General features: G+C 60.2%; 17 protein-coding genes and 3 pseudogenes. 5 read left to right on the top strand and 15 right to left on the bottom strand.

Features of this window, described 5'->3' with window-relative positions; genetic code table 11:
• Nucleotides 1-10: 10 nt before the first annotated feature.
• The 5 genes and pseudogenes from recG to exbB form a co-directional block, all read right to left on the bottom strand.
• Entirely contained in the window at nt 11-2086 is a 2076-nt protein-coding gene (recG, locus tag JN403_RS04025) for an ATP-dependent DNA helicase RecG (RefSeq protein WP_122534181.1), read from the bottom strand.
• Nucleotides 2087-2094: 8 nt separating this feature from the next.
• A complete protein-coding gene (locus JN403_RS04020) occupies nt 2095-3024 on the bottom strand; it encodes a hydrogen peroxide-inducible genes activator (RefSeq protein WP_065988216.1) in 930 nt (309 codons plus the stop codon).
• Between the two features lie 91 nt (nt 3025-3115).
• On the bottom strand, nt 3116-3859 hold the full coding sequence (locus JN403_RS04015; RefSeq protein WP_205485461.1) for an energy transducer TonB: 744 nt from the start codon (nt 3857-3859) through the stop codon (nt 3116-3118).
• Nucleotides 3856-4281 (bottom strand): TonB system transport protein ExbD, encoded by a 426-nt coding sequence (exbD, locus tag JN403_RS04010; RefSeq protein WP_122534179.1) that lies wholly within the window; start codon nt 4279-4281, stop codon nt 3856-3858. The genes JN403_RS04015 and exbD overlap by 4 nt, the downstream gene beginning before the upstream one ends.
• Nucleotides 4282-4284: 3 nt before the next feature.
• A pseudogene (exbB, locus tag JN403_RS04005) lies at nt 4285-5261 on the bottom strand (tonB-system energizer ExbB).
• A gap of 211 nt (nt 5262-5472) precedes the next feature.
• Here exbB and JN403_RS04000 point away from each other — a divergent pair.
• Nucleotides 5473-6332, top strand: a pseudogene (locus JN403_RS04000) (NAD-dependent epimerase/dehydratase family protein).
• A gap of 128 nt (nt 6333-6460) precedes the next feature.
• Here the strand turns inward: JN403_RS04000 and JN403_RS03995 are convergent.
• The 6 genes and pseudogenes from JN403_RS03995 to JN403_RS03970 form a co-directional block, all read right to left on the bottom strand.
• A pseudogene (locus JN403_RS03995) lies at nt 6461-7197 on the bottom strand (hypothetical protein).
• A gap of 57 nt (nt 7198-7254) precedes the next feature.
• Nucleotides 7255-7635, bottom strand: coding sequence for a RidA family protein (locus JN403_RS03990; RefSeq protein WP_205485459.1), 381 nt, complete (start codon nt 7633-7635; stop codon nt 7255-7257).
• Nucleotides 7636-7659: 24 nt separating this feature from the next.
• Nucleotides 7660-9768: a bifunctional GTP diphosphokinase/guanosine-3',5'-bis pyrophosphate 3'-pyrophosphohydrolase gene (spoT, locus tag JN403_RS03985; protein WP_122534175.1), complete on the bottom strand. Its 2109-nt coding sequence runs from the start codon at nt 9766-9768 to the stop codon at nt 7660-7662.
• Between the two features lie 60 nt (nt 9769-9828).
• Complete coding sequence (rpoZ, locus tag JN403_RS03980; protein ID WP_025257879.1) at nt 9829-10092, bottom strand: DNA-directed RNA polymerase subunit omega; 264 nt, start codon at nt 10090-10092, stop codon at nt 9829-9831.
• Nucleotides 10093-10220: 128 nt separating this feature from the next.
• Nucleotides 10221-10841 carry a guanylate kinase gene (gene gmk / locus JN403_RS03975; protein ID WP_122534174.1) on the bottom strand — a complete coding sequence of 207 codons (621 nt, stop codon included), beginning with the start codon at nt 10839-10841 and terminating at the stop codon, nt 10221-10223.
• A gap of 13 nt (nt 10842-10854) precedes the next feature.
• Nucleotides 10855-11718: a YicC/YloC family endoribonuclease gene (locus JN403_RS03970; RefSeq protein ID WP_122534173.1), complete on the bottom strand. Its 864-nt coding sequence runs from the start codon at nt 11716-11718 to the stop codon at nt 10855-10857.
• Nucleotides 11719-12008: 290 nt separating this feature from the next.
• Between JN403_RS03970 and rph the strand changes: the two genes are divergently transcribed.
• Together rph and JN403_RS03960 are read left to right on the top strand one after the other, a co-directional pair.
• Entirely contained in the window at nt 12009-12731 is a 723-nt protein-coding gene (gene rph, locus JN403_RS03965) for a ribonuclease PH (RefSeq protein ID WP_122534172.1), read from the top strand.
• 60 nt (nt 12732-12791) lie between these two features.
• On the top strand, nt 12792-13160 hold the full coding sequence (locus JN403_RS03960) for a DUF4870 domain-containing protein (protein ID WP_065988228.1): 369 nt from the start codon (nt 12792-12794) through the stop codon (nt 13158-13160).
• An 82-nt stretch (nt 13161-13242) separates the two neighbouring features.
• Here JN403_RS03960 and JN403_RS03955 read toward each other — a convergent pair whose 3' ends face one another.
• Nucleotides 13243-14022: an exodeoxyribonuclease III gene (locus tag JN403_RS03955; RefSeq protein ID WP_065988229.1), complete on the bottom strand. Its 780-nt coding sequence runs from the start codon at nt 14020-14022 to the stop codon at nt 13243-13245.
• A gap of 82 nt (nt 14023-14104) precedes the next feature.
• Between JN403_RS03955 and pyrE the strand changes: the two genes are divergently transcribed.
• Both pyrE and JN403_RS03945 read left to right on the top strand, forming a co-directional pair.
• On the top strand, nt 14105-14746 hold the full coding sequence (gene pyrE, locus JN403_RS03950) for an orotate phosphoribosyltransferase (protein ID WP_122534170.1): 642 nt from the start codon (nt 14105-14107) through the stop codon (nt 14744-14746).
• 21 nt (nt 14747-14767) lie between these two features.
• On the top strand, nt 14768-15370 hold the full coding sequence (locus JN403_RS03945) for a DUF4124 domain-containing protein (RefSeq protein ID WP_172610262.1): 603 nt from the start codon (nt 14768-14770) through the stop codon (nt 15368-15370).
• A gap of 16 nt (nt 15371-15386) precedes the next feature.
• Here the strand turns inward: JN403_RS03945 and JN403_RS03940 are convergent, their stop codons facing one another.
• From JN403_RS03940 to JN403_RS25270, 3 genes are all read right to left on the bottom strand, one after another.
• A complete protein-coding gene (locus JN403_RS03940) occupies nt 15387-18845 on the bottom strand; it encodes a ParB N-terminal domain-containing protein (protein WP_205485457.1) in 3459 nt (1152 codons plus the stop codon).
• Nucleotides 18846-19022: 177 nt separating this feature from the next.
• Nucleotides 19023-19928: an acetylglutamate kinase gene (gene argB, locus JN403_RS03935; RefSeq protein ID WP_122534167.1), complete on the bottom strand. Its 906-nt coding sequence runs from the start codon at nt 19926-19928 to the stop codon at nt 19023-19025.
• A 22-nt stretch (nt 19929-19950) separates the two neighbouring features.
• A complete protein-coding gene (locus JN403_RS25270; protein ID WP_240356930.1) occupies nt 19951-21348 on the bottom strand; it encodes a phosphomannomutase/phosphoglucomutase in 1398 nt (465 codons plus the stop codon).
• Nucleotides 21349-22550: the final 1202 nt, after the last annotated feature.

The raw sequence follows: 22550 nt of genomic DNA, 5'->3' as shown, positions 1-22550 counted from the left end.
GTTGACTGCTTCACACTTGGCCGTATTGCTGGCCATGGCGCAGCCAGCGTTCCAGCAGCGGACTGACGTGTTGCGGCCAGCGTTCGAGCAGCGCCTGGGCGGCGTCCCTGACCGCAGGCAGCAAATCTGCGTCGCGCATCAGGTCTGCAACCTTGAATTGCAGCAGCCCTGTCTGGCGGGTGCCGAGCATCTCGCCCGGCCCGCGCAGCTCCAGATCTTTTTCGGCAATCACGAAGCCATCGTTGGTCTCACGCATGATGCCCAGCCGCTGACGACCGATCTGAGAAAGCGGCGGGTGATACAGCAGCACGCAATGGCTGGCGGCGCTGCCTCGGCCGACCCGACCGCGCAATTGATGAAGCTGGGCCAGGCCCAGGCGTTCCGGGTTTTCGATAATCATCAGGCTGGCGTTGGGGACGTCCACGCCGACTTCGATCACCGTTGTTGCGATCAGCAGATTCAGGTTGCCCTGCTTGAATTCGCCCATGACGGCGGCTTTTTCGGCGGGCTTCATGCGCCCGTGAATCAAACCGACCTTGAGCTCACCCAGCGCGCTGGTGAGTTCCTCGAACGTGGTTTCAGCGGCCTGACACGTCAGCTCCTCGGACTCCTCGATCAGCGTGCACACCCAATACGCCTGCCGGCCTTCGGCGCACGCATTGCGCACGCGCTCGACGACTTCGATCCGTCGACTGTCGACAACCAGAACGGTGTTCACCGGCGTACGCCCGGGCGGCAGTTCGTCGAGGATCGACGTGTCGAGGTCGGCGTAGGCGCTCATCGCCAGCGTGCGCGGAATAGGCGTTGCGGTCATGATCAGCTGATGTGGACACATCGAGCCGCCGACGCCTTTCTTGCGCAGGGCCAGCCGTTGCTGAACACCGAAACGGTGCTGTTCGTCGATGATGACCAGCGCGAGGTTCTTGAACTGCACCTCGTCCTGGAACAGCGCGTGGGTGCCGACCACCATCGGTGTGCCGCCGGCAATCTGCGCCAGGGATGCCGCCCGCGCCTTGCCCTTGAGTTTGCCCGCGAGCCAGGCCGTCTCTATGCCGAGAGGCTCCAGCCAGCGGGTGAAGTTGATGAAGTGCTGTTCGGCAAGAATCTCGGTGGGCGCCATCAGTGCGACCTGATAGCCCGCCTCCAGCGCCTGAAGCGCCGCGAGTGCTGCGACGACCGTCTTGCCAGCGCCCACATCGCCCTGAATCAGCCGAAGCATCGGTTCCTGCTGACTGAGGTCGTAGGCGATCTCGTTGCCAACGCGCTGCTGCGCACCTGTGGGCGGGAATCCGAGGTTGGCGAGGAATTTCTTCGGCAGGCGTTTCGCCGGGGGCAGTGCAGGCGCGCGTTGCGAGCGCAGGCTTTCACGCAGGCGTTGCTGGGAAAGCTGGTGCGTCAGCAGCTCTTCGAATGCCAGTCGGTGCTGCGCCCAGTGATGGCCTAGCGCGAGTTCTTCAACGTCGGCATCGGCGGGCGGGTTGTGCAGGTAATGAATGGCGTCAGCCAGGGGCGCCAGTTGGTAGTCGCGCGCCAGCTCGTCCGGCAGCCAGTCAGGCAGGCTCTTCGGCCCAAGCATCGACAGGCTCTGCTGACACAGTTGCCGCAGGCGCTGCTGGGTGAGGCCTTCGGTCGTGGGATAGATCGGTGTCAGCGTCTGCTCCACAGCAACCGGCTCATCGCCAGTGATTGCGCGGTATTCCGGGTGGTAGATCTCAAGCCCCGAGGCGCCGGGACGAGCTTCACCGTAGCAGCGCACGTGTGTACCGCGCTTGAGGCCGTCCTTCTGCGCGTTGCTGAAGTGATAAAAGCGCAGGCTCAACACCCCGGTGCCGTCGCCGATCCTGACCAGCAGACTGCGACGTTTGCCCATGACGACGTCGGCGCCGCTCACCACACCTTCGATCACGGCGTCCTGACCCGGGCGCAACTCACCGATGGGCACGACGCGAGTCCGGTCCTGATAACGCAACGGCAGGTGAAACAGCACGTCTTGAATGTTCTCAAGACCGACTTTCGCCAGCTTTTCAGCCATGGCCTCACCGACGCCTTTTAGCGCCGTGACCGAGACATGAGACAGCTCCGTCATACCGTCCCTTAACTCGCTTCAGCCTGAGCTTTAGGGCGAGCGACGGAACACAGACGAATCGAGTCTGCGAGGATTTCGATGGCTTTGGGACGAGGAAAGCTGGCACGCCAGGCGATTGCCACGGTGCGGAAGGGCACCGGCGGCGACAGCGGACGAACTTCGATCACGCCGGGCGCGTAGTGATGGCTGTCGACGGCGGACATCGGCAGGATGGAGATACCCAGGCCCGAAGCGACCATGTGCCGAATGGTTTCCAGCGAACTGGATTCCACCGTGGTGTGCTTGGCCGCATCGCCGCCCTTGACCAATGTCGGACAGGCTTCAAGCACCTGATCACGGAAGCAGTGGCCTTCGCCCAGCAGCAGCAGGCTCTTGTCGTTCAGCGCCGAAGCATCGATGGTCTTTTTCTGAGTCCATGGATGATCGGCCGGCATCAGCACGTAAAACGGCTCGTCGTACAGCGACAGGGTCAGAACATCGGCCTCGTTGAACGGCAAAGCGATGATGATCGCGTCGAGCTCGCCATTGCGCAGCTTGTCGCGCAGCACGTGAGTGAAGTTTTCCTCAATGTACAACGGCATCTGCGGGGCAACCCGGTGCAGTTGGGGAATCAGGTGAGGAAACAGGTAGGGGCCAACGGTGTAGATCGCGCCGACTTTAAGCGGCGCGGTCAGTTGATTCTTGCCGGTCTGGGCCAGTTCACGAATGCCCTGAGCCTGTTCGAGGACTTTTTGCGCCTGAGCCACGATGCCCTCGCCAACCGGGGTCAGACGTACGGCACTCTTGCTGCGCTCGAAAATCAGCACGCCGAGTTCATCTTCCAGCTTCTTGACGCCCACCGACAAGGTCGGCTGGCTGACGTGGCAGCGTTCAGCGGCATGGCCGAAGTGCTGCTCTTGAGCGAGGGTAACGATGTAGCGCAATTCTGTAAGGGTCATAACGTGCGTCCATGAAGTTGCGGCCCCAGCATAGCGGGTGCAATCGATAGACGCACGTTATCAACCCGTCGCGGCTGACAAAATTCTGGTTTCAGCGTTTATCCAGCGAATAAACGAAGGGCGCGACCACTTCCAGCGAGCCGTTCTTCAGCAGTTCCGGCGGCGGTTTAGGCAGCGGCTGCGCGCGGCGGATCATTTCCAGCGTCGCTCTGTCCAGCGAGGCGCTTCCTGAACCTCCAGCCAGTTCGTAGGACAATACGCGACCTTCGCCATCGACCACAAAGCGCAACTTACTGGTGCCCTGCATGCCGCGACGTCGGGCGTCTTCCGGATAACGCTTGAACTTGCTCAGGTGACTCAGCAGTTCGCCTTGCCAAGTGGGTAATGCATTGCTTGGCGGTGTGGGCGCAGCAGGTTGCGGCGACGCTGACTTCTCCGGCTTGGCGTTGGATGGCGGCGCCTCCAGCGGCTTATCGTCGGCGGGTTTTTCTTCCTTTGGCGGCTCGACCTTCTTCACAGGTTTTGGCGGCTGTGGTTTGGGTTTGGGCTTGACCGGCTTGGGTACAGCGATTTCGGCCTTGGGCGCCTCGGCGACTGGCGGAATCGGCAGTTGTTCTTCAGGCGCAGGCGGCTGCGGTGGTTGCACGACTTTCGGCGGTGGCGGCGGAGCAGGCTCGGGAGCAGGCGCCAGCTCAACCATCATCGCGGCCGGCGGCAGCTCGATGGCCTGCGAGGAGGGCCAGCGCAACGCGACGACAATCGCCACGGCATGGACCGCCAGCACCAACAAGAGACTACCGCTATAGCGCGTCAGCTTTTGGCGCGTATTGATCATTTCTTGCCGACCGTCTCAAGACCCACCAGGCCCACCTTCAGGTAGCCGGCGCCGCGCAGTGCGTTCATGACGTCCATCAGGTCGCCGTAGTCGACGCCCTTGTCGGCCTGGAAGAAGATCGTGGTGTCTTTCTTGCCTTTGGTCTTGGCATCCAGCACCTGACCGATCTGCTCGCGCGCGACCTTTTCATCGCCCAGGTACAGGCTCTGGTCGGCTTTCACGCTCAGGAAAATCGGCTTCTCGGGCCGAGGCACCGGCTTAGCTGTGGAGGCCGGTAGATCAACCTTGATGTCCACGGTTGCCAGCGGTGCGGCAACCATGAAGATGATCAGCAGGACCAGCATAACGTCGATGAACGGCGTCACGTTGATTTCGTGGTTCTCGGCGAGATCGTCGTCGCCTTCCTTCAAATGCAGGCCCATGGTTTACCCCATCTTTACCATGTGCGGCGATTGACTGCGCTCGACCGCGGGCTGGTGATCCAGATCGCGGCTGACCAGCAACAGAACCTGCGCCGAAGCGTCGGACACTTGCGCCTTGTAACCGGCGATGGAGCGGGCGAAGACGTTGTAAATGACCACGGCCGGAATTGCTGCAACCAGACCCAGCGCGGTGGCCAGCAAGGCCTCGGCGATGCCCGGCGCCACAACGGCCAGGTTGGTCGTCTGGGTTTTGGCGATGCCGATGAAGCTGTTCATGATCCCCAGACGGTGCCGAACAGGCCAACGAAGGGCGCGGTTGAACCGATGGTGGCCAGTACGCCAGTGCCCATGCTCATGTTGCGGCCGCAAGCGGCGACCAGGCGTTCAAGGCGGAAAGCGACGCGCTCCTTGATGCCTTCCCGTTCGCGTGTGTTAACCGACAGGCGCATCTCTTCCAGTGCGTCATGCACCAGCAAATGGGAAAGGGTCCCTTCTTTCTTCGCCCCTGCGCTGGCTTCGTCCAGGTTGCGCGCGCGCTTCAGCGCAGCGATTTCGCTCCGCAGACGACGCTTGGCGCCCAGCAGTTCGAAGCCCTTGGCGATCCAGATGGTCCAGGTAATGACCGATGCGATGGCCAGACCGATCATCACAGCTTTGACGATGATGTCCGCGTTCTTGTACATGCCCCATGGCGAGAGGTCGTGGGACATGCCCAGGCTGTTATCTTCCGCGACGGCGTCGAGCGACTCAGCCGGAGCAGATGCCGGGGTCAGTTCTTGAACGCCTGGCGTAGTCGCAGGGTCAACCGGTGTGGCAGTTGGCGCCTCGGCCTGTATGGCGGGGTTTTGTGCGGGAGCGTTGGAGTCGGCGAGCGCTACGGGCGTCAACATCAGGCTGAACAGCAGCGCGGCAACGGCGCGTCCTGCGCGTGGCAGACCTCGATTGGCAATGGACGAAGCGGGGGTTTGAATAGATGTCATGCTGGCCCGACCTGATATGAAAATAGGTGTTCGTTCTGAGAGCGTCACGCTGGCGCGAGGCGAGCGGAGGAGAACAAAGGGCCGTCATTATTGCAAGTAATTCTTGTTAACAAAAGTAAGAGCGTCTCTTTTTCCTGAGAATGCTTCCCAACGGTCGGTTTTACAGCCCGTTTTACAGGCTCAAATTCAACAAGTGATGTGGAGATTGGACATGTCAGCGCCATCCGTTTTGATTGCTGGATGTGGCGATATCGGGAGCCGACTGGCCTCCCAACTTATGCCTGATGACTGGACCGTGTACGGCCTGCGCCGCTCGGTAGAGAAACTGCCCAATGGCGTGCTCGGCGTCAGCGGCGATCTTTTCGACCCCGGATTCCCGCGCACTGGCCGGAAGGCCGGCTTGATTACCTGGTCTACTGCGCCACACCCACTGACCGTGATGAGGCCGGTTACCGAGCGGCTTATGTAGAAGGCCTTCGGCACGTGCTGGGCTGGAGCGAGCGCAGCGGACAGAGACCGAAGCGGATATTTTTCGTGTCCAGCAGCAGCGTTTACGGTCAGCAGCACGGCGAATGGGTTGATGAAACGTCGCCCGTCGAAGCTACCGGGTATTCGGGCCAAGTCATGCGCGAGGCGGAGCAAGTGGCGTTGGACAGCGGCGTGCCAGCGACCATCGTCAGGCTGACCGGGATTTACGGCCCGGGACGCAGTGACCTGATGAATCGAGTGCGGCAGGGCTACAGCGTTGCGATCGATCCGCCGCTGTATGGCAACCGCATTCATGCCGACGATGCGGCCGGGCTGCTGGCGTTTTTGCTGCGTGCGGCTGCAGACGATGTAGCGCTGGAAGACTGTTATATCGGCGTCGACGATGCGCCCGCGCCGCTGGCCGAAGTGGTCGACTGGATGCGTCAGCGTCTGGGTGTTACGGAGTGGTCAGATGAAAACAACGTGCGCCGCGCCGGCAGCAAGCGCTGCAGCAATGCCCGCGCCAAGGCGCTGGGCTGGACGCCGCGTTATGCGACCTATAAAGAAGGGTATGAGGCGATGCTGGCGGACCAGCCGAAGTAGGTCGCTTTGGCGCCCATTGGTAGGACCGGCTTTAGCCGGGAAGGCGTCAGGTTAACAACCGGGAAATTGGGGTTGTATGGACTGGCCTCTTCCCGGCTGAAGCCGGTCCTACCCTGCATATGCGATAGTCAGTTCTTCTCAAGCACCCAACGTTTCTCGCCCGGGCGCAGGTCAGGCATTTCAGTTGCCTGGGCGTTGTTGACCGCCTGGAACAACTCCAGCTGTTTGCCGTTACGGACGAAGATCCACGGGTTGCCGCGCTCGTTCTTCTCCAGCCACATGCTGTCGTATTCACCGCTCATGGCCGCGCAGTCGCCAGCGAGGCACAGTGCGTAGCGATCATTGCCCGGCAGGCCACTGACGCTGCCGTCTGGCAGAAACTCAACCGTGCTGCCCTGGCCCTCGCCATTGACGATGGTCCATTTGCCGCCGAGGTAGGCAGTGTAAAGCGCGCGCTCAAAGCTGGTACCGGGTTGGGCGCCAGCCGGGGCGCTTCTTTCGGCGAGCGGAAATGCTGCTCGGGTCCGGTATCGCTGGCGCGCTGCACAAGCTCGTCGCCCTTGATGGTCAGTTCATCAGACGCATTGCCGTAGAAGTCGATGCGCAGCTTGCCGTCGGCATTACTGGCTATCTTGCCTTCACTCAGCTCGAAGCCGTTTGAAGCAGTGGCTTGTCCGGCCTTGGTGTTGATGTTCCATTCCAGATTGGGGCCGTGGGCCAGCAGCGCCTGACGCAGATTGCCGCCTTGGCCTGCAGCGTCAATGGCGGCCTGGTTGATCCAGGTGCCGTCCGGGCTTTTGTCGGAGTGGCTGGCGCAGCCGCTGAGCAGTGCGACCAGCAGCGAGAGGGCAAACGCAACGCGCATGGGTGGAGTCCTTCCTTTTCTGAGGAGGCGGAGCGTGCTTGAGCTCCGCACCGGGATTTACTCGACGACCAGAATGGCGTCCATTTCGACCTGCGCGCCACGCGGCAGCGCAGCAACGCCAATGGCGGCACGCGCCGGGTACGGCTGCTCGAAATACTGGCCCATGATCTCGTTGACCTTGGCGAAGTGGCTCAGGTCGGTGAGGAAGATATTCAGCTTGACGATGTCCTTGAACGAACCGCCTGCGGCTTCGGCCACAGCTTTCAGGTTTTCGAAGACCTGAACGGTCTGAGCCTCAAAGCCTTCGACCAGCTCCATGGTCTTCGGGTCCAGCGGAATCTGGCCCGACATGTACACGGTGTTGCCCGCCTTGATTGCCTGAGAATAGGTGCCGATGGCGGCGGGGGCTTTGTCGCTGGAGATGACGGTCTTGCTCATGGAAAACTCCTGTCTGCGGTTTGACTACGCGCGCATACGGGTGATGCGGATCACGCCGGCCAGGGCGCGCAGTTTCTTGATCACACGGGCCAGATGCACGCGGTCGTGCACGCTGACCACCAGTTGGACCACGCTGATGCGACCATCGCGTTCATCCATACTGATTTTTTCGATGTTGCCGTCCGCGGCATTGACGCTACTGGCGAGCAGGGCGATCAGGCCGCGCTGGTGCTCCAGTTCGACGCGCAATTCGACATTGAATTCGCCGGTAACGTCTTTAGCCCACGACAGCTGAATGCACTTCTCGGGGTTATGGCGGATTTCCGCGATGTTCCGACAGTTGTCCAGGTGCACGACCATGCCTTTGCCCGCCGACAGATGCCCCACGATCGGGTCCCCCGGAATGGGTGTGCAACACTTGGCATAACTGAGCACAAGGCCTTCGGTACCGCGAATAGCCAGAGGACCTTCGGCGTTCGGCAGTTGATCGCCTTCACTGGCCAGCAATCGGCGCGCAACCACATACGCCATGCGATTGCCCAGGCCGATGTCTTCGAGCAGGTCTTCGATGACCTCGACCCGGTACTCGGTGAGGATCAAACGCACACGTTCGGCCGGAATCTTTTCCAGCGTGCTGTCGAAGCCGTTGAGGACCTTGTTCAACAAGCGTTCGCCGAGATTGATCGACTCCGACCGGCGTTGCAGTTTGAGCGCATGGCGGATGTGCGTGCGGGCCTTGCCGGTCACGACAAAGTTGAGCCAGGCCGGATTAGGGCGTGCTCCCGGCGCACTGACAATCTCGACGGTCGAGCCGCTTTGCAGCGGTTCGGAAAGCGGCGCCAGCCGGCGATTGATCCGGCAAGCAATACAGCTGTTGCCGACGTCGGTGTGGACGGCGTATGCGAAGTCCACCGCCGTGGAGCCTTTCGGCAGCTCCATGATCCGGCCCTTGGGCGTGAACACGTAGACCTCGTCCGGGAACAGGTCAATCTTCACGCTTTCGATGAATTCCAGCGAATTGCCCGCACGCTGCTGCATTTCCAGCACGCCCTTGACCCACTGACGGGCCCGCGCATGGGTACTCTTGGGCTGTTCATCGCCAGACGACTTGTACAGCCAGTGCGCGGCGATGCCGTTGTTGGCCATCTCTTCCATTTCGCGTGTACGAATCTGGATCTCGATGGGCACGCCATGCATACCGAACAGAGTAGTGTGCAGCGATTGGTAGCCGTTGGCTTTCGGGATCGCGATGTAATCCTTGAAGCGGCCGGGCAGTGGCTTGTACAAATTATGTACAGCGCCGAGCACGCGATAGCAGGTGTCGACCTTGTCGACGATGATCCTGAACGCGTAGACGTCCATGATCTCGTTGAAGGCCCGGCGCTTGCCGCGCATCTTTTTATAGATGCCATACAGGTGCTTCTGACGACCGCTGACTTCGCCTTCGATGCCATCGACGGCAAGGCAGTGGCTCAGCGATTCTTCGATCTTGTTGACCAGTTCCTTGCGGTTACCGCGCGCGCGCTTGACCGCCTGGCCGATGCGCGAAGAGCGCATCGGGTACATCGCCTTGAAACCGAGGTCCTCGAATTCGATGCGCACGCTATGCATGCCAAGGCGATTGGCGATAGGGGCGTAGATTTCGAGGGTTTCTTTGGCGATGCGGCGGCGCTTCTCTCCGGAAAGGACTTCAAGCGTGCGCATGTTATGCAGGCGGTCGGCGAGCTTGACCAGAATCACGCGGATGTCCCGCGCCATGGCCATCGCCATCTTCTGGAAGTTCTCGGCCTGAGCTTCGGCTTTGGTCTCGAAGTTCATCTGGGTCAGTTTGCTGACCCCATCGACGAGTTCGGCCACCGTTTCACCAAACTGTGCGCAGAGCGCTTCTTTGGCGATGCCGGTGTCTTCAATCACGTCATGCAGCATGGCGGCCATCAGGCTCTGATGGTCCATGTGCATGTCGGCAAGGATATTGGCCACCGCCAGCGGATGCGTGACGTAGGCTTCACCGCTGCGACGGCGTTGGCCGTCGTGGGCTTGTTCGGCGTAGAAGTACGCCCGGCGGACCAGATTGACCTGGTCTGCGCCGAGGTAGGTCGAGAGGCGATCGGCGAGGGCGTCTATGCTCGGCAAGATAATTCTCCTTGCCGAAGGCTGTGACCCTGCGCCTTGCTACGTCGACCAGGCATAGGCTTAGACGGCCTCGCTGGACTCGTCCTCGAATGCGGCGAACAGTGGTTCATCTTCAACGATTTCGGCTTCTGCGATAACAGCGTAATCCATCAGGCCTGCAGCGATTTCACGCAGGGCCACTACGGTAGGCTTGTCGTTTTCCCATGCCAGCTTTGGCTCTTTGCCACCGGTCGCCAGTTGACGCGAGCGCTTGGTGGCGAGCATGACCAGCTCAAAACGGTTATCTACATGTTCCAGGCAGTCTTCAACGGTCACGCGGGCCATGGGTATTCCTCGTAGCAAATGCGATATGCGCGGTGCCCGAATGGGCGAGCGGACTCGACAGTCTAAAAAATCACCAGCGTTTAGGGAAGCGCTGATTTTGAATGGGTCGGTTTTGCCTGATAAAACGGTCAGGCCAGCAGTTGAGCCAATAACTCGGTGTGGCGCTGCTGCTGATGCTCCTGGCTCAGCAAGTTGGCGCGGAAGATTGCTTTCAGGTCTTCAAGCGCCGTGGCGAAATCGTCGTTGATCACAATGTAATCGTATTCCGCGTAGTGACTCATCTCGCTGACGGCTTCGCGCATACGGCCTTCGATGATCTCGTCGCTGTCCTGACCTCGATTGGTCAGACGCTGGCGCAGCGCCTGCTGAGTCGGCGGCAGAATGAAGATCGAGCGTGCGCGGGGCATCAGTTTGCGAACCTGCTCCGCACCTTGCCAGTCGATCTCCAGAATCAGGTCATGACCTTCGTCCAGGGTCTGCTGCAAACGGCTCTGTGACGTCCCGTACATGTTGCCGAAGACTTCTGCCTGTTCGAGAAAGTCGCCGTGCTCGATCATTCGCACGAACTCGGCGCGGTCGACGAAGTGGTAGTTCACGCCGTCTGCTTCGCCCGGACGCATGGCCCGGGTGGTGTGTGACACCGACACGCGGATCTGCGGCTGAGCGTTGATCAGGGCGTTGACCAGACTGGTCTTGCCCGCGCCCGATGGGGCGGAAATGATGTACAGGGTGCCGGTGCTGTGGGTCATGTCAGAGGTGGCCTTACTCAATGTTCTGCACTTGTTCGCGCATCTGCTCAATCAACACTTTGAGGTTGACGGCGGCTTGCGTGCTACGAGGATCAAAGGCTTTGGAGCCCAGGGTGTTGGCTTCGCGGTTGAGCTCTTGCATCAGGAAGTCCAGCCGGCGCCCGGCCTGCCCGCCGGCCTTGAGTACGCGGCGTACTTCGGTGACGTGAGTGCTCAGGCGGTCGAGTTCTTCGGCGACGTCGCTTTTTTGCGCCAGCAGGACCATTTCCTGTTCCAGGCGCTGCGGATCGAGCTCGGCCTTCATGTCGGCAAAGCGATCGAGCACCTTTTGGCGTTGGGCGGCGAGCATCTGCGGCACGAGCGTACGCAAGGTCGCGACTTCAGTTTTGATCGCGGTAAGCCGTTCGTCGAGAAGCCTGGCCAGATCGGCGCCTTCACGGGCGCGACCGGCCTTGAGCTCTTCGAGGGCTTCGTTGAACAAGGCCAGTGCGTCGTTGTTCAGCGCTTGCGGGTCGGCAGCGTCGGCCACCAGAACACCGGGCCAGGCCAGCACTTCAAGCGGGTTCAGCGCAGCAGGTTGCTTGATCAGGCTGGCGACCATCTCCGCTGCCGCGACCAGTTGCCCTGCGCGTTCGCGGTCAACCTGCAGCGGCTTGCCTGCGGTTTCTTCAGTAAAACGCAGGGTGCATTCGATTTTGCCGCGGGATAGGCCTTGGCGCAGGGCCTCACGCACGGCGCCTTCCAGGTCACGGAATGACTCCGGCAGCCGCAGATGGGGTTCGAGGTAACGGTGATTGACCGAGCGCATTTCCCAGCTCAGCGTGCCTTGTGGGCCGGCTCGTTCAGCGCGGGCAAAAGCCGTCATGCTGTGCACCATGGGAAGTACCTCTATAAATTCAGGCGGTTGCGGATAGCCGGACCGGGATGAATCCCCGGCAACGTGTCGTGGGGAAACGACTGGCTATAAAGGCGCAGGATTGTAGCTCAGTGCAGGGTGTGCGCCCAAATGTGGCATTGTCGCAAGCGATGCGCGGCGTAGTGATCCTGCTGGCCGGCAGTACAAATCTGCGGCGCCGGTCGTGAGCAATGCGTCATTAGATGTCCCAACCCGCGTATGCACCTCTATAATGCAGCCCAGTTTTCCGTCTCCCAGTACAGGTATCCCAGATGAAACGTCCAAGTGGTCGCGCTGCCGATCAGCTTCGCCCGATCCGCATCACCCGCAACTACACCAAGCACGCCGAGGGTTCTGTGCTGGTCGAGTTCGGTGATACCAAGGTGATCTGCACCGTCAGCGTTGAAAACGGCGTTCCGCGTTTTCTCAAGGGGCAGGGCCAAGGCTGGTTGACGGCTGAATACGGCATGCTCCCTCGTGCAACCGGCGAGCGTAACCAGCGCGAAGCCAGCCGTGGCAAGCAGGGCGGCCGTACCCTCGAGATCCAGCGCCTGATCGGGCGCTCGCTGCGCGCGGCACTGGACATGTCCAAACTCGGTGAAATCACCCTGTACGTCGACTGCGACGTGATCCAGGCGGACGGCGGGACGCGCACTGCGTCGATCACCGGCTCCATGGTTGCGCTGATCGATGCACTCAAATCGATAAAAAAGCGTGGCGGCCTCAAGGGTGGCGATCCGTTGAAGCAGATGATCGCGGCCGTATCGGTGGGCATGTATCAGGGTGAGCCGGTCCTGGACCTGGATTATCTGGAAGACTCTGCGGCCGAGACTGACCTCAACGTGGTCATGACCAACGCGGGCGGTTTCATCGAGGTGCAGGGCACTGCCGAAGGCGCGCCATTCCAGCCTGAAGACCTGAACGCAATGTTGGCACTAGCTCAAAAAGGCATGAATGAAATCTTCGAGCTGCAGCAGGCGGCACTGGCCGACTGATCGATTTTCAATAAGTTAGAACACTACGTCAGAGCGCTGCATCAAAACAGGGAAAGCATGATGATCGAGAGTCAGTCGCCGTTGCCTACGCCGAGTAAAGAAGTTCGTCAGTGGGCGATGCTGTGCCACTTCGCTGCGTTTTTCGGCCTGATCTTTCCGTTCGGCAATTTGCTTGGGCCGCTCATCGTCTGGCAGCTCAAGAAAGAAGTCGACCCGTACATCGATGCCCAGGGCAAGGAAGCCCTTAATTTTCAGATCACCGTCGCCATCGCCGCGATGATCTGTTTTTTGCTGATGGTGGTGATCATCGGCTTTCCGCTGTTGATGCTGGTGGGCGTCGGCGCGCTGGTGCTGACGATAATCGCGGGCGTCAAGGTCAATGACGGCGTCGCCTACCGCTATCCGTTTACCTGGCGGTTGATCAAGTAAGACTTCACGGAGATCGGGCATATGCCTGATCAGCGGACAAACAAAAGCCGACTTCCCGTCGGCTTTTTTGAGCAACTGAACGTCAGATGGTGAGCGTCCAGTCGTAGTCCACGATCAGCGGCGCGTGTTGCGAGAAGCGCGGCTGGCGTGGCAGGCGCGCACTGCGTACGAAACGGCGCAGGCCCGGGGTCAGCAACTGATAATCGAAGCGCCAGCCCAGGTTGAGCATCTCGGCCTGTTCGTTATCCGGCCACCAGCTGTACTGATCGCCTTCACGGCTGACTTCGCGCAGGGCATCGACATAACCCATGTTGCCAACGATCTCGTCCATCCATGCACGCTCTGGTGCCAGGAAGCCTGGAGATTGCTGGCTGTCACGCCAGTTCTTGATGTCCAGCTTCTGTTGCGCCACGTACAGCGAGCCACAGTAAATGTACTCGCGACGTTTGCGCCGCTGCTTGTCGAGGTACTTGCCGAAATCGTCCATGAGCTTGAATTTCTGATTCAAGTCTTCATCGCCGTTCATCCCGGAAGGAAGCAGCAAGGTCGCGATACTGACTTTGTCGAAATCTGCCTGCAGGTAACGCCCGTAACGGTCAGCCGTCTCGAAACCAAGACCGTTGATAACCGCCTTCGGTTGCAGCCGCGAGTAAAGCGCCACGCCACCCTGGGCAGGGACTTCGGCTTCGCAGGCGTATAGGAAGTAGCCGTCCAGTTGGAAGGCTGGGTCGTCCAGTTCAAAGGCGGAGGCGCGGGTGTCCTGAAGGCAGATGACGTCGGCATTCTGGGCTTGCAGCCAACTGAGCAAACCACGCTCGACTGCAGCCTGAATACCATTAACGTTCACACTGATGATCCGCATAAATGGCCCCAAAAATCACGTGCGTGTATGATACCCGAGCTCTACCTAATTAGCTAAATCCGTGGTATTCGGGGCTTTTTTCATGCAGGCGTATCAACGCGATTTCATTCGTTTTGCCATCGATCGCGGAGTTTTGCGCTTCGGTGAGTTCACTTTGAAGTCTGGGCGCACCAGTCCTTACTTCTTCAATGCCGGTCTTTTCAACAGTGGTTCGGCCCTTGCCCAACTGGGTAAGTTCTACGCCGCCGCCGTTGTTGAAAGCGGTATCTCCTTCGACGTTCTGTTCGGTCCGGCCTACAAAGGCATTCCCCTGGCGGCGGCGACCGCCGTGGCGCTTGCCGAGCATCACGGTCTCGACCTGCCCTGGTGCTTCAACCGCAAAGAGGCCAAGGCCCATGGCGAAGGCGGCAGCCTGGTGGGCGCACCGTTGACCGGCAACGTGCTGATCATCGACGACGTGATCACCGCAGGTACAGCTATCCGCGAGGTCATGCAGATTATTCAGGCCCAAAGCGCGAACGCTGCCGGCGTGCTGATCGCGTTGAATCGCCAGGAACGTGGCAACGGCGAGCTGTCTGCCATCCAGGAAGTCGAGCGCGATTTCGGCATTCCGGTGGTGAGCATCGTTTCGTTGAATCAGGTGCTGGAATTCCTGGCCGACGATCCGCAGCTCAAGCAGCACTTGCCTGCCGTCGAAGCGTACCGGGCTCAATACGGAATCTGAGCCTCCAAAAGGATGCGGTTTATGCTCAAGCTGGGCACGTTGGGTTTTTGTCTGTCGCTGGGTTTGGGTTGCATTGCAAGCGTTCAAGCGGACGACGCTCCGGGCATCGTGCTGTATCGCTACGTCGACAGTCGCGGCGTGACGGTACTTGATCGCCAGGGCGTGCCGCCAGAGTACGTCGGCAAGGGATATGAGGTGCTCAATCAGCGTGGTCGCGTGGTGCAGACGATTCCGCCTGCACCGTCCGCCGATGAATTGCGCGACGCCCAGGCCGCCAAGCTTCAGTCCGACGCCGATGCGCATCTGCTGCGGCTGTACAGCAGCGTCGAAGACGTCGACCGTGCGAAGAATCGTCGACTCGCCGAGCTCGACGGCCTGATCGTCGTGGCGCAAGGCAATATTCAGAACCTCGTCGCGCAGCAAGGCGCGCTTCAGACGCAAGCGGCTGATCAGGAGCGGGCAGGGCGGCCAGTGCCGAAGACGTTGCTTGATCAGATGGACGATCTGCGTGATCAGCAGCAGAACCTGAAAGTCGACATCCTTCGTTACCAGACCGCTCGAACTCAGGCTGAGGCCGAGTTTGCGCAGGATCGCGCGCGGTTGCAGAAGCTTCTCGGTCGGTAAGGCAGCCGTTCAGGCGTTACCCCTGAACGATCAACACCGGCACGGTTTCAAGCTTCATCTCCCGCGCAACCGCCAACCGGTGATTGCCGTTCACTACCGGGTAAAACCCACCCGCCTTCGGGCTGACATGGATAGGCGGCAAATATTGCCCGTCCATAATCCCCGACTTGATCGCGTCGAAACGTTCCTTGATCAGCTCCCTTCCATTGGTCGTCAGCAATTGCGGGTCAATCTGCTGGACGTTGGCCTGAAGCGCAGGGTCCACTCGCCACGTTTTCTCGACGGCGTGATCGTAGAATCTGGAGATGCTCACCCGATTGTTGGTGAAGGCGTCCAGGTAAATTCCGTCATACACGTCATGCAGCGCCAGACTTGCGGTGCCATCGCGGGTTGTGTAGACGAAAAGTGGTGCACCGTCATCCATCGCTGTTTTTATCAAGCTGAGCTGCTCCGGAGTGGCGCTGATGTTATTGGCCTGGATGACCTCTCCCAGAGCTGTGGAGGCTTTGACCTGAGCCCCCAGCCTTGTGTGGACCGGCTTCGCGATGGGGCTTCTTATCGCGCCCCGCCCCGACATCGGATACCCCACCCTGCCGTTGACCCTTTGCAATGCGGCCGTGGCCGATTGCCGGACGATCAAGGGCGGGCCATACGCCATGCCGGATTCGATCAGATAATGCCGGCCCAATGTGCCAGACACGGCGTTGGATAGCTGGCGGACTGGCACGTTCTGGATTCCGCTGACTTCGGCCAGCGTGTCAAAGGCACCGGTGCCACGCCATTGCGCGGGCACGGTGATGGTGGGAATACCCGACACATGACGCAAGCCCCCTGTCAGGTCGGAGGCCGGCACTGCGTAGCTGCGCAATCTGCTGGCCAGCGCGTGAAAGGCGCGTAGATCAAATGCTTTTGCCCCTGCAAGCCTGTTCAGCGCGCCGGGCATCAACGTGCCTGCAGTCTTCATTGCACGTTGAAACTGAGTGGACTGCATGATGACCTCGGTCGACAGCGAGGCAAACCGTGGCAAGACCTTTGTGATGAGTAGCTTTCCTGCCCTGAATGCCAGCTGGATCGTACCCCGCAGAAGCTTGAGAGCAGGTATGCCAAATGTCAGCCCCTCAAGTGCGCATACGATGGCTGGAGCTTCGTCTGTGATGATCGAATTGACACAACTGAGCCCCGGCACGATCAGCGCGAGCTCGCGCAAAAGCGTCGGGTAGTTGTTGGCGACTTCCTCAGAACCCGTTTCATGCCGGAGTCGCTGATAGGCGTCATGGGGGTAGAAAAACAGGTGGTGGCTGGCGACGGCGATCGAAATGGCGTTTAAACGAGGGGAGGTGAGCGGCGTGGGTATGTCGTTATCAGGCTCCTCGATAGGGGCGAGCTCAATGATGACTTCGCTGATGACCAAAGACACTGCGCCGCTCACCGGTGCAGAAAGCGAGGCGTAGGCGTTCCAATCGACGCCGATCTCGCAGCCAGAGAAGATTTCCAGGAATGAAGGCAGGGCTGACGGATAGGCATGCTTGGGCTTGGGCTTGGGCTTGGTCGGTATCGCCATCCTGGCGTGGCGGATCACTATGCCTTTCAACGGGAGGAGTTCGTAGAAGAACGAGCTATTCTGGTAGCTACATTCAAGGATAAAGCCATACCGGCCTCGCGCGCGCTCCCTATCCTGAACGCTTTCCATGCCCGCGATTTTTCCCGTGAACGTTCGCAGCGTATGAATCTTCACCCTCCCGTAGTGCAACGCTCGTCGATCCTCGACCGCTATTTGCGCCCACAGGCTGTCGATAATGAACGTGTAGGCCAGCCTGGACTGAGCCTCATAGAATCGGTAACCCCCTTCGAACATGTGCGGAATGTCGATGCCTTCGAGCTGATGAGCGATGCTTCCAAACGCCCGATTGACCAGCACTTGATCATGGGACGAGACGGGCTGGAATTTATCCATCCCATTTTTCATGTACCCTGCTGCGAAGACGTCCAGCAGGTAAAACTGTGCGCCTGAGTAGATGTTCTCGCTGCGCAGGGAGTAGTCAAACCTGTCCGCAATGTTGACGGGATGCATGATTCGTTTTTTTATCTGCTCAGCGCTGTCCCCGAAAAGTTGGTGCAGCTTCTGCAGTGCCATCTGCAGGCGATCAGGCGCCTCACGCGTCAGCCCCTCCGCCGCGCTTACGCCGTTCGCGATATGAGCATCCAGAGCGGATGCCGCCGTGGCCAGTTCCGATAACGAGTAGTCCGTGCGCGCCTTGCCGGATAACACACCGTTGGCGATCGCCCACGTCAGACTCGGACCCACCCGGGTGGCGGCGATCAGCATCAGCTCTTCAGGGGCGGCTGCTTCGCTCAGCGTCATGGGCAAATGAATCAACGCCTCGAACGTAAGCGTCGCCGCTGCGGCCGGATCCAGCGCGTTGGCGAGGGATACACCGTGAATGAAATTCGCCCATGGCGCCGTGCCATGGCGCAGGTCTTCGTCGATGCCCTGAACCATAAAATCGGGGAGGGCAGGCGTCAGGATGTGCAGCGCCAATTCTTGTAGTGAGGTTTTGGCCGAGAGTGCAACGAGCAGTTGCTCTCGACGTTGCGGATAGGTCAAACCCCAGTTTTGCGGCCCCTCCAAGTCATAGCCCGCTATGTAGTCCCGCCGCTGTTGTCGTGGAGGGTTGAGCTCCAGCATCAGCGCTGCCCAAACCAAGTGCTGTCGGATGACTGGAGCCGTGGTTTCGCCCTCGTCACCTCCATACCACTTCAGCGCTGAGAGCAGTTGCCTGGCGAGCGTGTCGGCTTGAGCCGAGCTGATCATTTGTTCGAGGACGATGCTCAGTTGCTGCGCCCGCTTCGCGTTATCGTGGCTTAGCGTCGATGGGGGTAAATGTGGCGCCGCAAGCAATAAAAGCAGTGTGTGCGTCCGTGCCGAGTGAGCGTCCTGCGACACTTGTGACCGCACGAAACCCTTCACTGTCTCGCTGATGGTCAGTAAGTCGTCGAACTTGAGGAGTGCGTCGACCCGCTGAGGCAGCGTCATCACGCGAGCGGGTTGCTCTGCGTCATTCAAGCGCGCACCCGCACTCAGCAACATCCACGTCTGACAGTCTTCACGGTACAGCGGGTGCCATTCGCGCAGTATCTGCTCGCGGTTTGTCGGCTCGCTGGCGCCTTTGTCACTTCCTCGAGCGGGGTCATTGGGCGACACAACGTTGAAGCGGAAGTTGTCCGAATCGAACTCCACTTCGTATGTGTGGCCGTCAAGCTCGATGAACAGCAGGCCGTCGATGTTGTACACGCCGTTGAAGGGCCCGACGTCCTCAAGTGCAACGTGCCCGGTCAGCGACTGCGCGCTGACGTAGGGCTCCAGTAGACCTGCCGGGGGTGCCAGTGCTGCATCCGGCTGCTCGCCGGGCAAAAGGAGTACCAATGAGGGTTCGGGTTGAACGGGTAGCGAGGTATTGCGATGCAGCGTCGACATAAAAGGTCTCGAGATAATGAGCGAGACCTACGGTGTTCAGATTCTGAGTGCGTTGCTGTCATCTGGCAGCGATAAGGCAGGTCGGATCTGTCTGACGCGTCTGTGGGGGCGGTTTAAGGCCAGCCGTAAAAAAGCCCCGCCGGGCAGTGAACCGGGCGGGGCTGTTTGCAGTGGCAATCAGTGACGCTTGCGATTGCTGATCAGCGTGCCGACGCCGGTATCGGTGAAAATTTCCAGCAGCACGGCATTCGGCACACGGCCGTCGATGATGTGGGAAGTGTTCACGCCGCCCTGCACCGCTTCCAGTGCGCAGCGGATCTTCGGCAGCATCCCGCCGTAGATGGTGCCGTCGGCGATCAAGCCATTGACCTGCTCGGTGGTCAGGCCGGTCAGCACTTCGCCTTCCTTGTCCATCAAGCCGGCGATGTTGGTCAGCAGCATCAGCTTTTCAGCCTTCAGAGCTTCAGCGACTTTGCCTGCGACCAGATCGGCGTTGATGTTGTAGGACTCGCCATCCGCGCCTACGCCAATGGGCGCAATAACCGGAATGAAATCGCCCTTCACCAGCATGTTGAGCAGGTCGGTGTTAATGCCGACGACTTCACCCACATGGCCGATGTCGATGATTTCCGGCTTGAGCATGTCCGGAGTCTGGCGCGTGACGTTCATCTTTTTTGCACGAATCAGCTGCGCGTCCTTACCGGTCAGGCCGATGGCGCTGCCGCCGTGGCGGTTGATCAGGTTGACAATGTCCTTGTTGACCTTGCCGCCCAGCACCATCTCCACCACGTCCATGGTTTGCGCATCGGTGACGCGCATACCGTCGATGAAGTGGCTGTCGATGGACAGGCGCTTGAGCAGGTCACCAATCTGAGGGCCACCGCCGTGAACCACGACCGGGTTGATGCCCACCGCTTTCATCAGCACGATGTCGCGGGCGAAGCCGTTTTTCAGCTCATCGCTCTCCATGGCGTTGCCGCCGTACTTGATAACAAGCGTCTTGCCGACAAAGCGTCGGATGTAGGGCAACGCTTCGGAGAGGACCTTGGCGGCATTGGCTGCGGCATCATGTTCGAGGGTCATTTGGGCTCCACTCAAAATAGGGTCAAAAAGGAAGTTCTAGATCCGGTGCTACGTGTTTCAACTGGGTGTGGAAGACGTCTTTGATCCGCTGCAGCTCTTGCTCGGTTTCGGCCTCGAAGCGTAACACCAGCACTGGCGTGGTATTGGACGCGCGAATGAGACCCCAGCCTCTCGGATAGTCGACCCGCACACCATCAATGTTGGTGAGGTTGGCGTTGCCCCACTGGGCGTCGCGCTCCAACGCTTCCATGATGCTGAACTTGCGGGTCTCGGTGACTTTGACGTTGATTTCCGGGGTCGAAAAATCGTTCGGAAAAGTCTGGAAAAGCTTCTCGGCGCTGAGTTTCTCCTGACTGAGGATTTCCAGCAGGCGTGCTGCGCTGTAGATGCCGTCGTCGAAACCGAACCAGCGCTCCTTGAAGAAGATGTGTCCGCTCATCTCGCCGGCCAACAAGGCGCCGCTTTCTTTCATCTTCTTTTTGATCAACGAATGACCCGTCCTCCACATCACCGGGCGGCCGCCGTATTCGTGGATCAACGGTATCAGGCGGCGCGTGCATTTGACGTCGAAAATCACGTCAGCCCCGGGATTGCGCTTGACCACATCGCGGGCAAACAGCATCAGCAGGCGGTCGGGGTAGATGATAGTGCCGGCGTTTGTGACGACACCGACACGATCAGCATCACCGTCGAAGGCCAGGCCGAGATCGGCACCGGTTTCCCGGACCTTGGCGATCAGGTCCTGAAGGTTTTCCGGCTTGCCTGGATCAGGGTGATGGTTGGGAAAATTGCCGTCGACCTCGCAGTACAGCGGGATGACTTCGCAGTTGAGCGCTTCGATCAATTGCGGGGCGATCACGCCGCCTGCGCCGTTGCCGCAATCCACCACCACTTTCATGCGCCGCGCGAGCACGACATCGCCAATGATCTCGCTGGCATAACGGTCGAGGATATTGACCTTGATGATGCTGCCCTTGGCAGAAGGCAGGTCGTTGGCCTTGATGCGTTCATGCAGCGCTTGAATCTGTTCGTCTGCCAGTGTGTCGCCGGCGATGACGATCTTGAAGCCGTTGTAATCTTTCGGGTTGTGGCTACCCGTCAGCATGACACCCGTTCTGCCCGCCAGCACATGGGTGGCGTAATACAGCGCGGGGGTAGGCACCAACCCGATGTCGCTGACGTGGCAGCCGCTGTCATGCAGACCCTTGATCAAGTCCGCGACCAGCGCAGGGCCTGATAGTCGGCCGTCGCGGCCCACAGAAACATGCGGCTCGCCCTGCGCCAGACTTTCTGCACCGACGGCTCGGCCGATCCAGTAGGCGGTTTCAGTGCTCAGCGTATCGCCGACGATGCCGCGAATGTCGTAGGCGCGAAAAATCGTCTCCGGAAAAGGCGGGGCGATGGAGGCGGTGTTGCTCATGGCGTGGGATGGCTCCGACTTCGAGAAGTCCTGGGGTTCATCGATCAAGTCAAGGTCCAGAATATCGGTGTCCTGGAACAGCGGGTCGGTCAGGTGGTCGTCCTCCGACGCAACCGGAAGGAGCGGCGCGGCGCTGTGGGGCGGTGTCCCGGTTGGCTGACCCTGTTCTGTCGCTCCGGCTGCCGTTGGATTATTGCGCAGTGAGAACCGGGCCATGCTCTGGGCGAGCCCGTTCAGCGCGGGCAGGCTCAAGCCGAAGGCTTTGACGGCCTTGCCTCCGGAGAGCTCTTGCAGCAGTTGCTCGAGCTGTCGCGCATCAGCCGCCACCCGGCGCTTGAGTGCACTCTCGTTCAGATACAACCCCAACAGCATCGCCCCGGCGGCAACCAGCAAGGCGAGCAGCAGCATCAGCCAAGGCGTCGAGCCTTGCAGTGCGGGGCCGGCGGCAAAGGTCAGTTTCCAGTTAGGGTAGCCGGTGGAGAATTCCTGGGGACGGCTGCCATCGTGCTCGCCACGGGTGAGAAAACTCTGTGCGGTGGCGTTACCGAACTGCTGGACGAGCACCACCTGACCCGCATCGGCAGGCGTTTCGGGGAGTGCGTTGATCAGGCGCTGCGGGTTGAACGCCAGCAACAGGGTCCCGGTGATCGGCGCGTCTGGCGCCGTGCGCAGGGGCGCTGCGCTGTAGATCAGCCATGTGTCGCCGACCTTGCGAGCTTCAGGGGCAGGGGTTTCGCCCTTGCCAGCCTTGGCCAGCATGTCCAGCGTGGCGAAGCTGATCGGCAGCGCGCTTTGGGTGTCGACGCCGTTGAACCCCAAGGGGTTAAGCCGTGCGCCCACCACGCCGTCGCGATAACGCATCTGCGTCTGCGCGCTTTCAATGACCGACGGATTGTTGCTCAACAGGGCCTGGCCCAGCGCGGGGTCCATTGCAGCGGTTTGGGTGTCGGCGTTGATCTGGCGCAGCGCCTTGTTGACGGCCCCGGCCTGTGCGCTCCCCAGGCCTGAACGAGTTGCTCCTGTTGCTGAGGTTGGCTTTGAATGGCGAGCCACACCAGCACCATTGCAGCCAGGAGGCCAATGAGCGAAGGAGTGACGCCGGGGGTCGATAAACTCAAATTGGCGTCTTTACTGGCCGCGTCAGTCGTTTCCGGCGTGGGGGTCGCTTTGGCCGTGCGTTTGATGCCTTTCAAACTAACTCT

It is taken from the genome of Pseudomonas sp. 15A4 (assembly GCF_016925575.1).
Classification (GTDB): domain Bacteria; phylum Pseudomonadota; class Gammaproteobacteria; order Pseudomonadales; family Pseudomonadaceae; genus Aquipseudomonas.
Note: the sequence above shows the minus strand (reverse complement) of the source record. Positions and strands in the feature narration are given on the sequence as shown.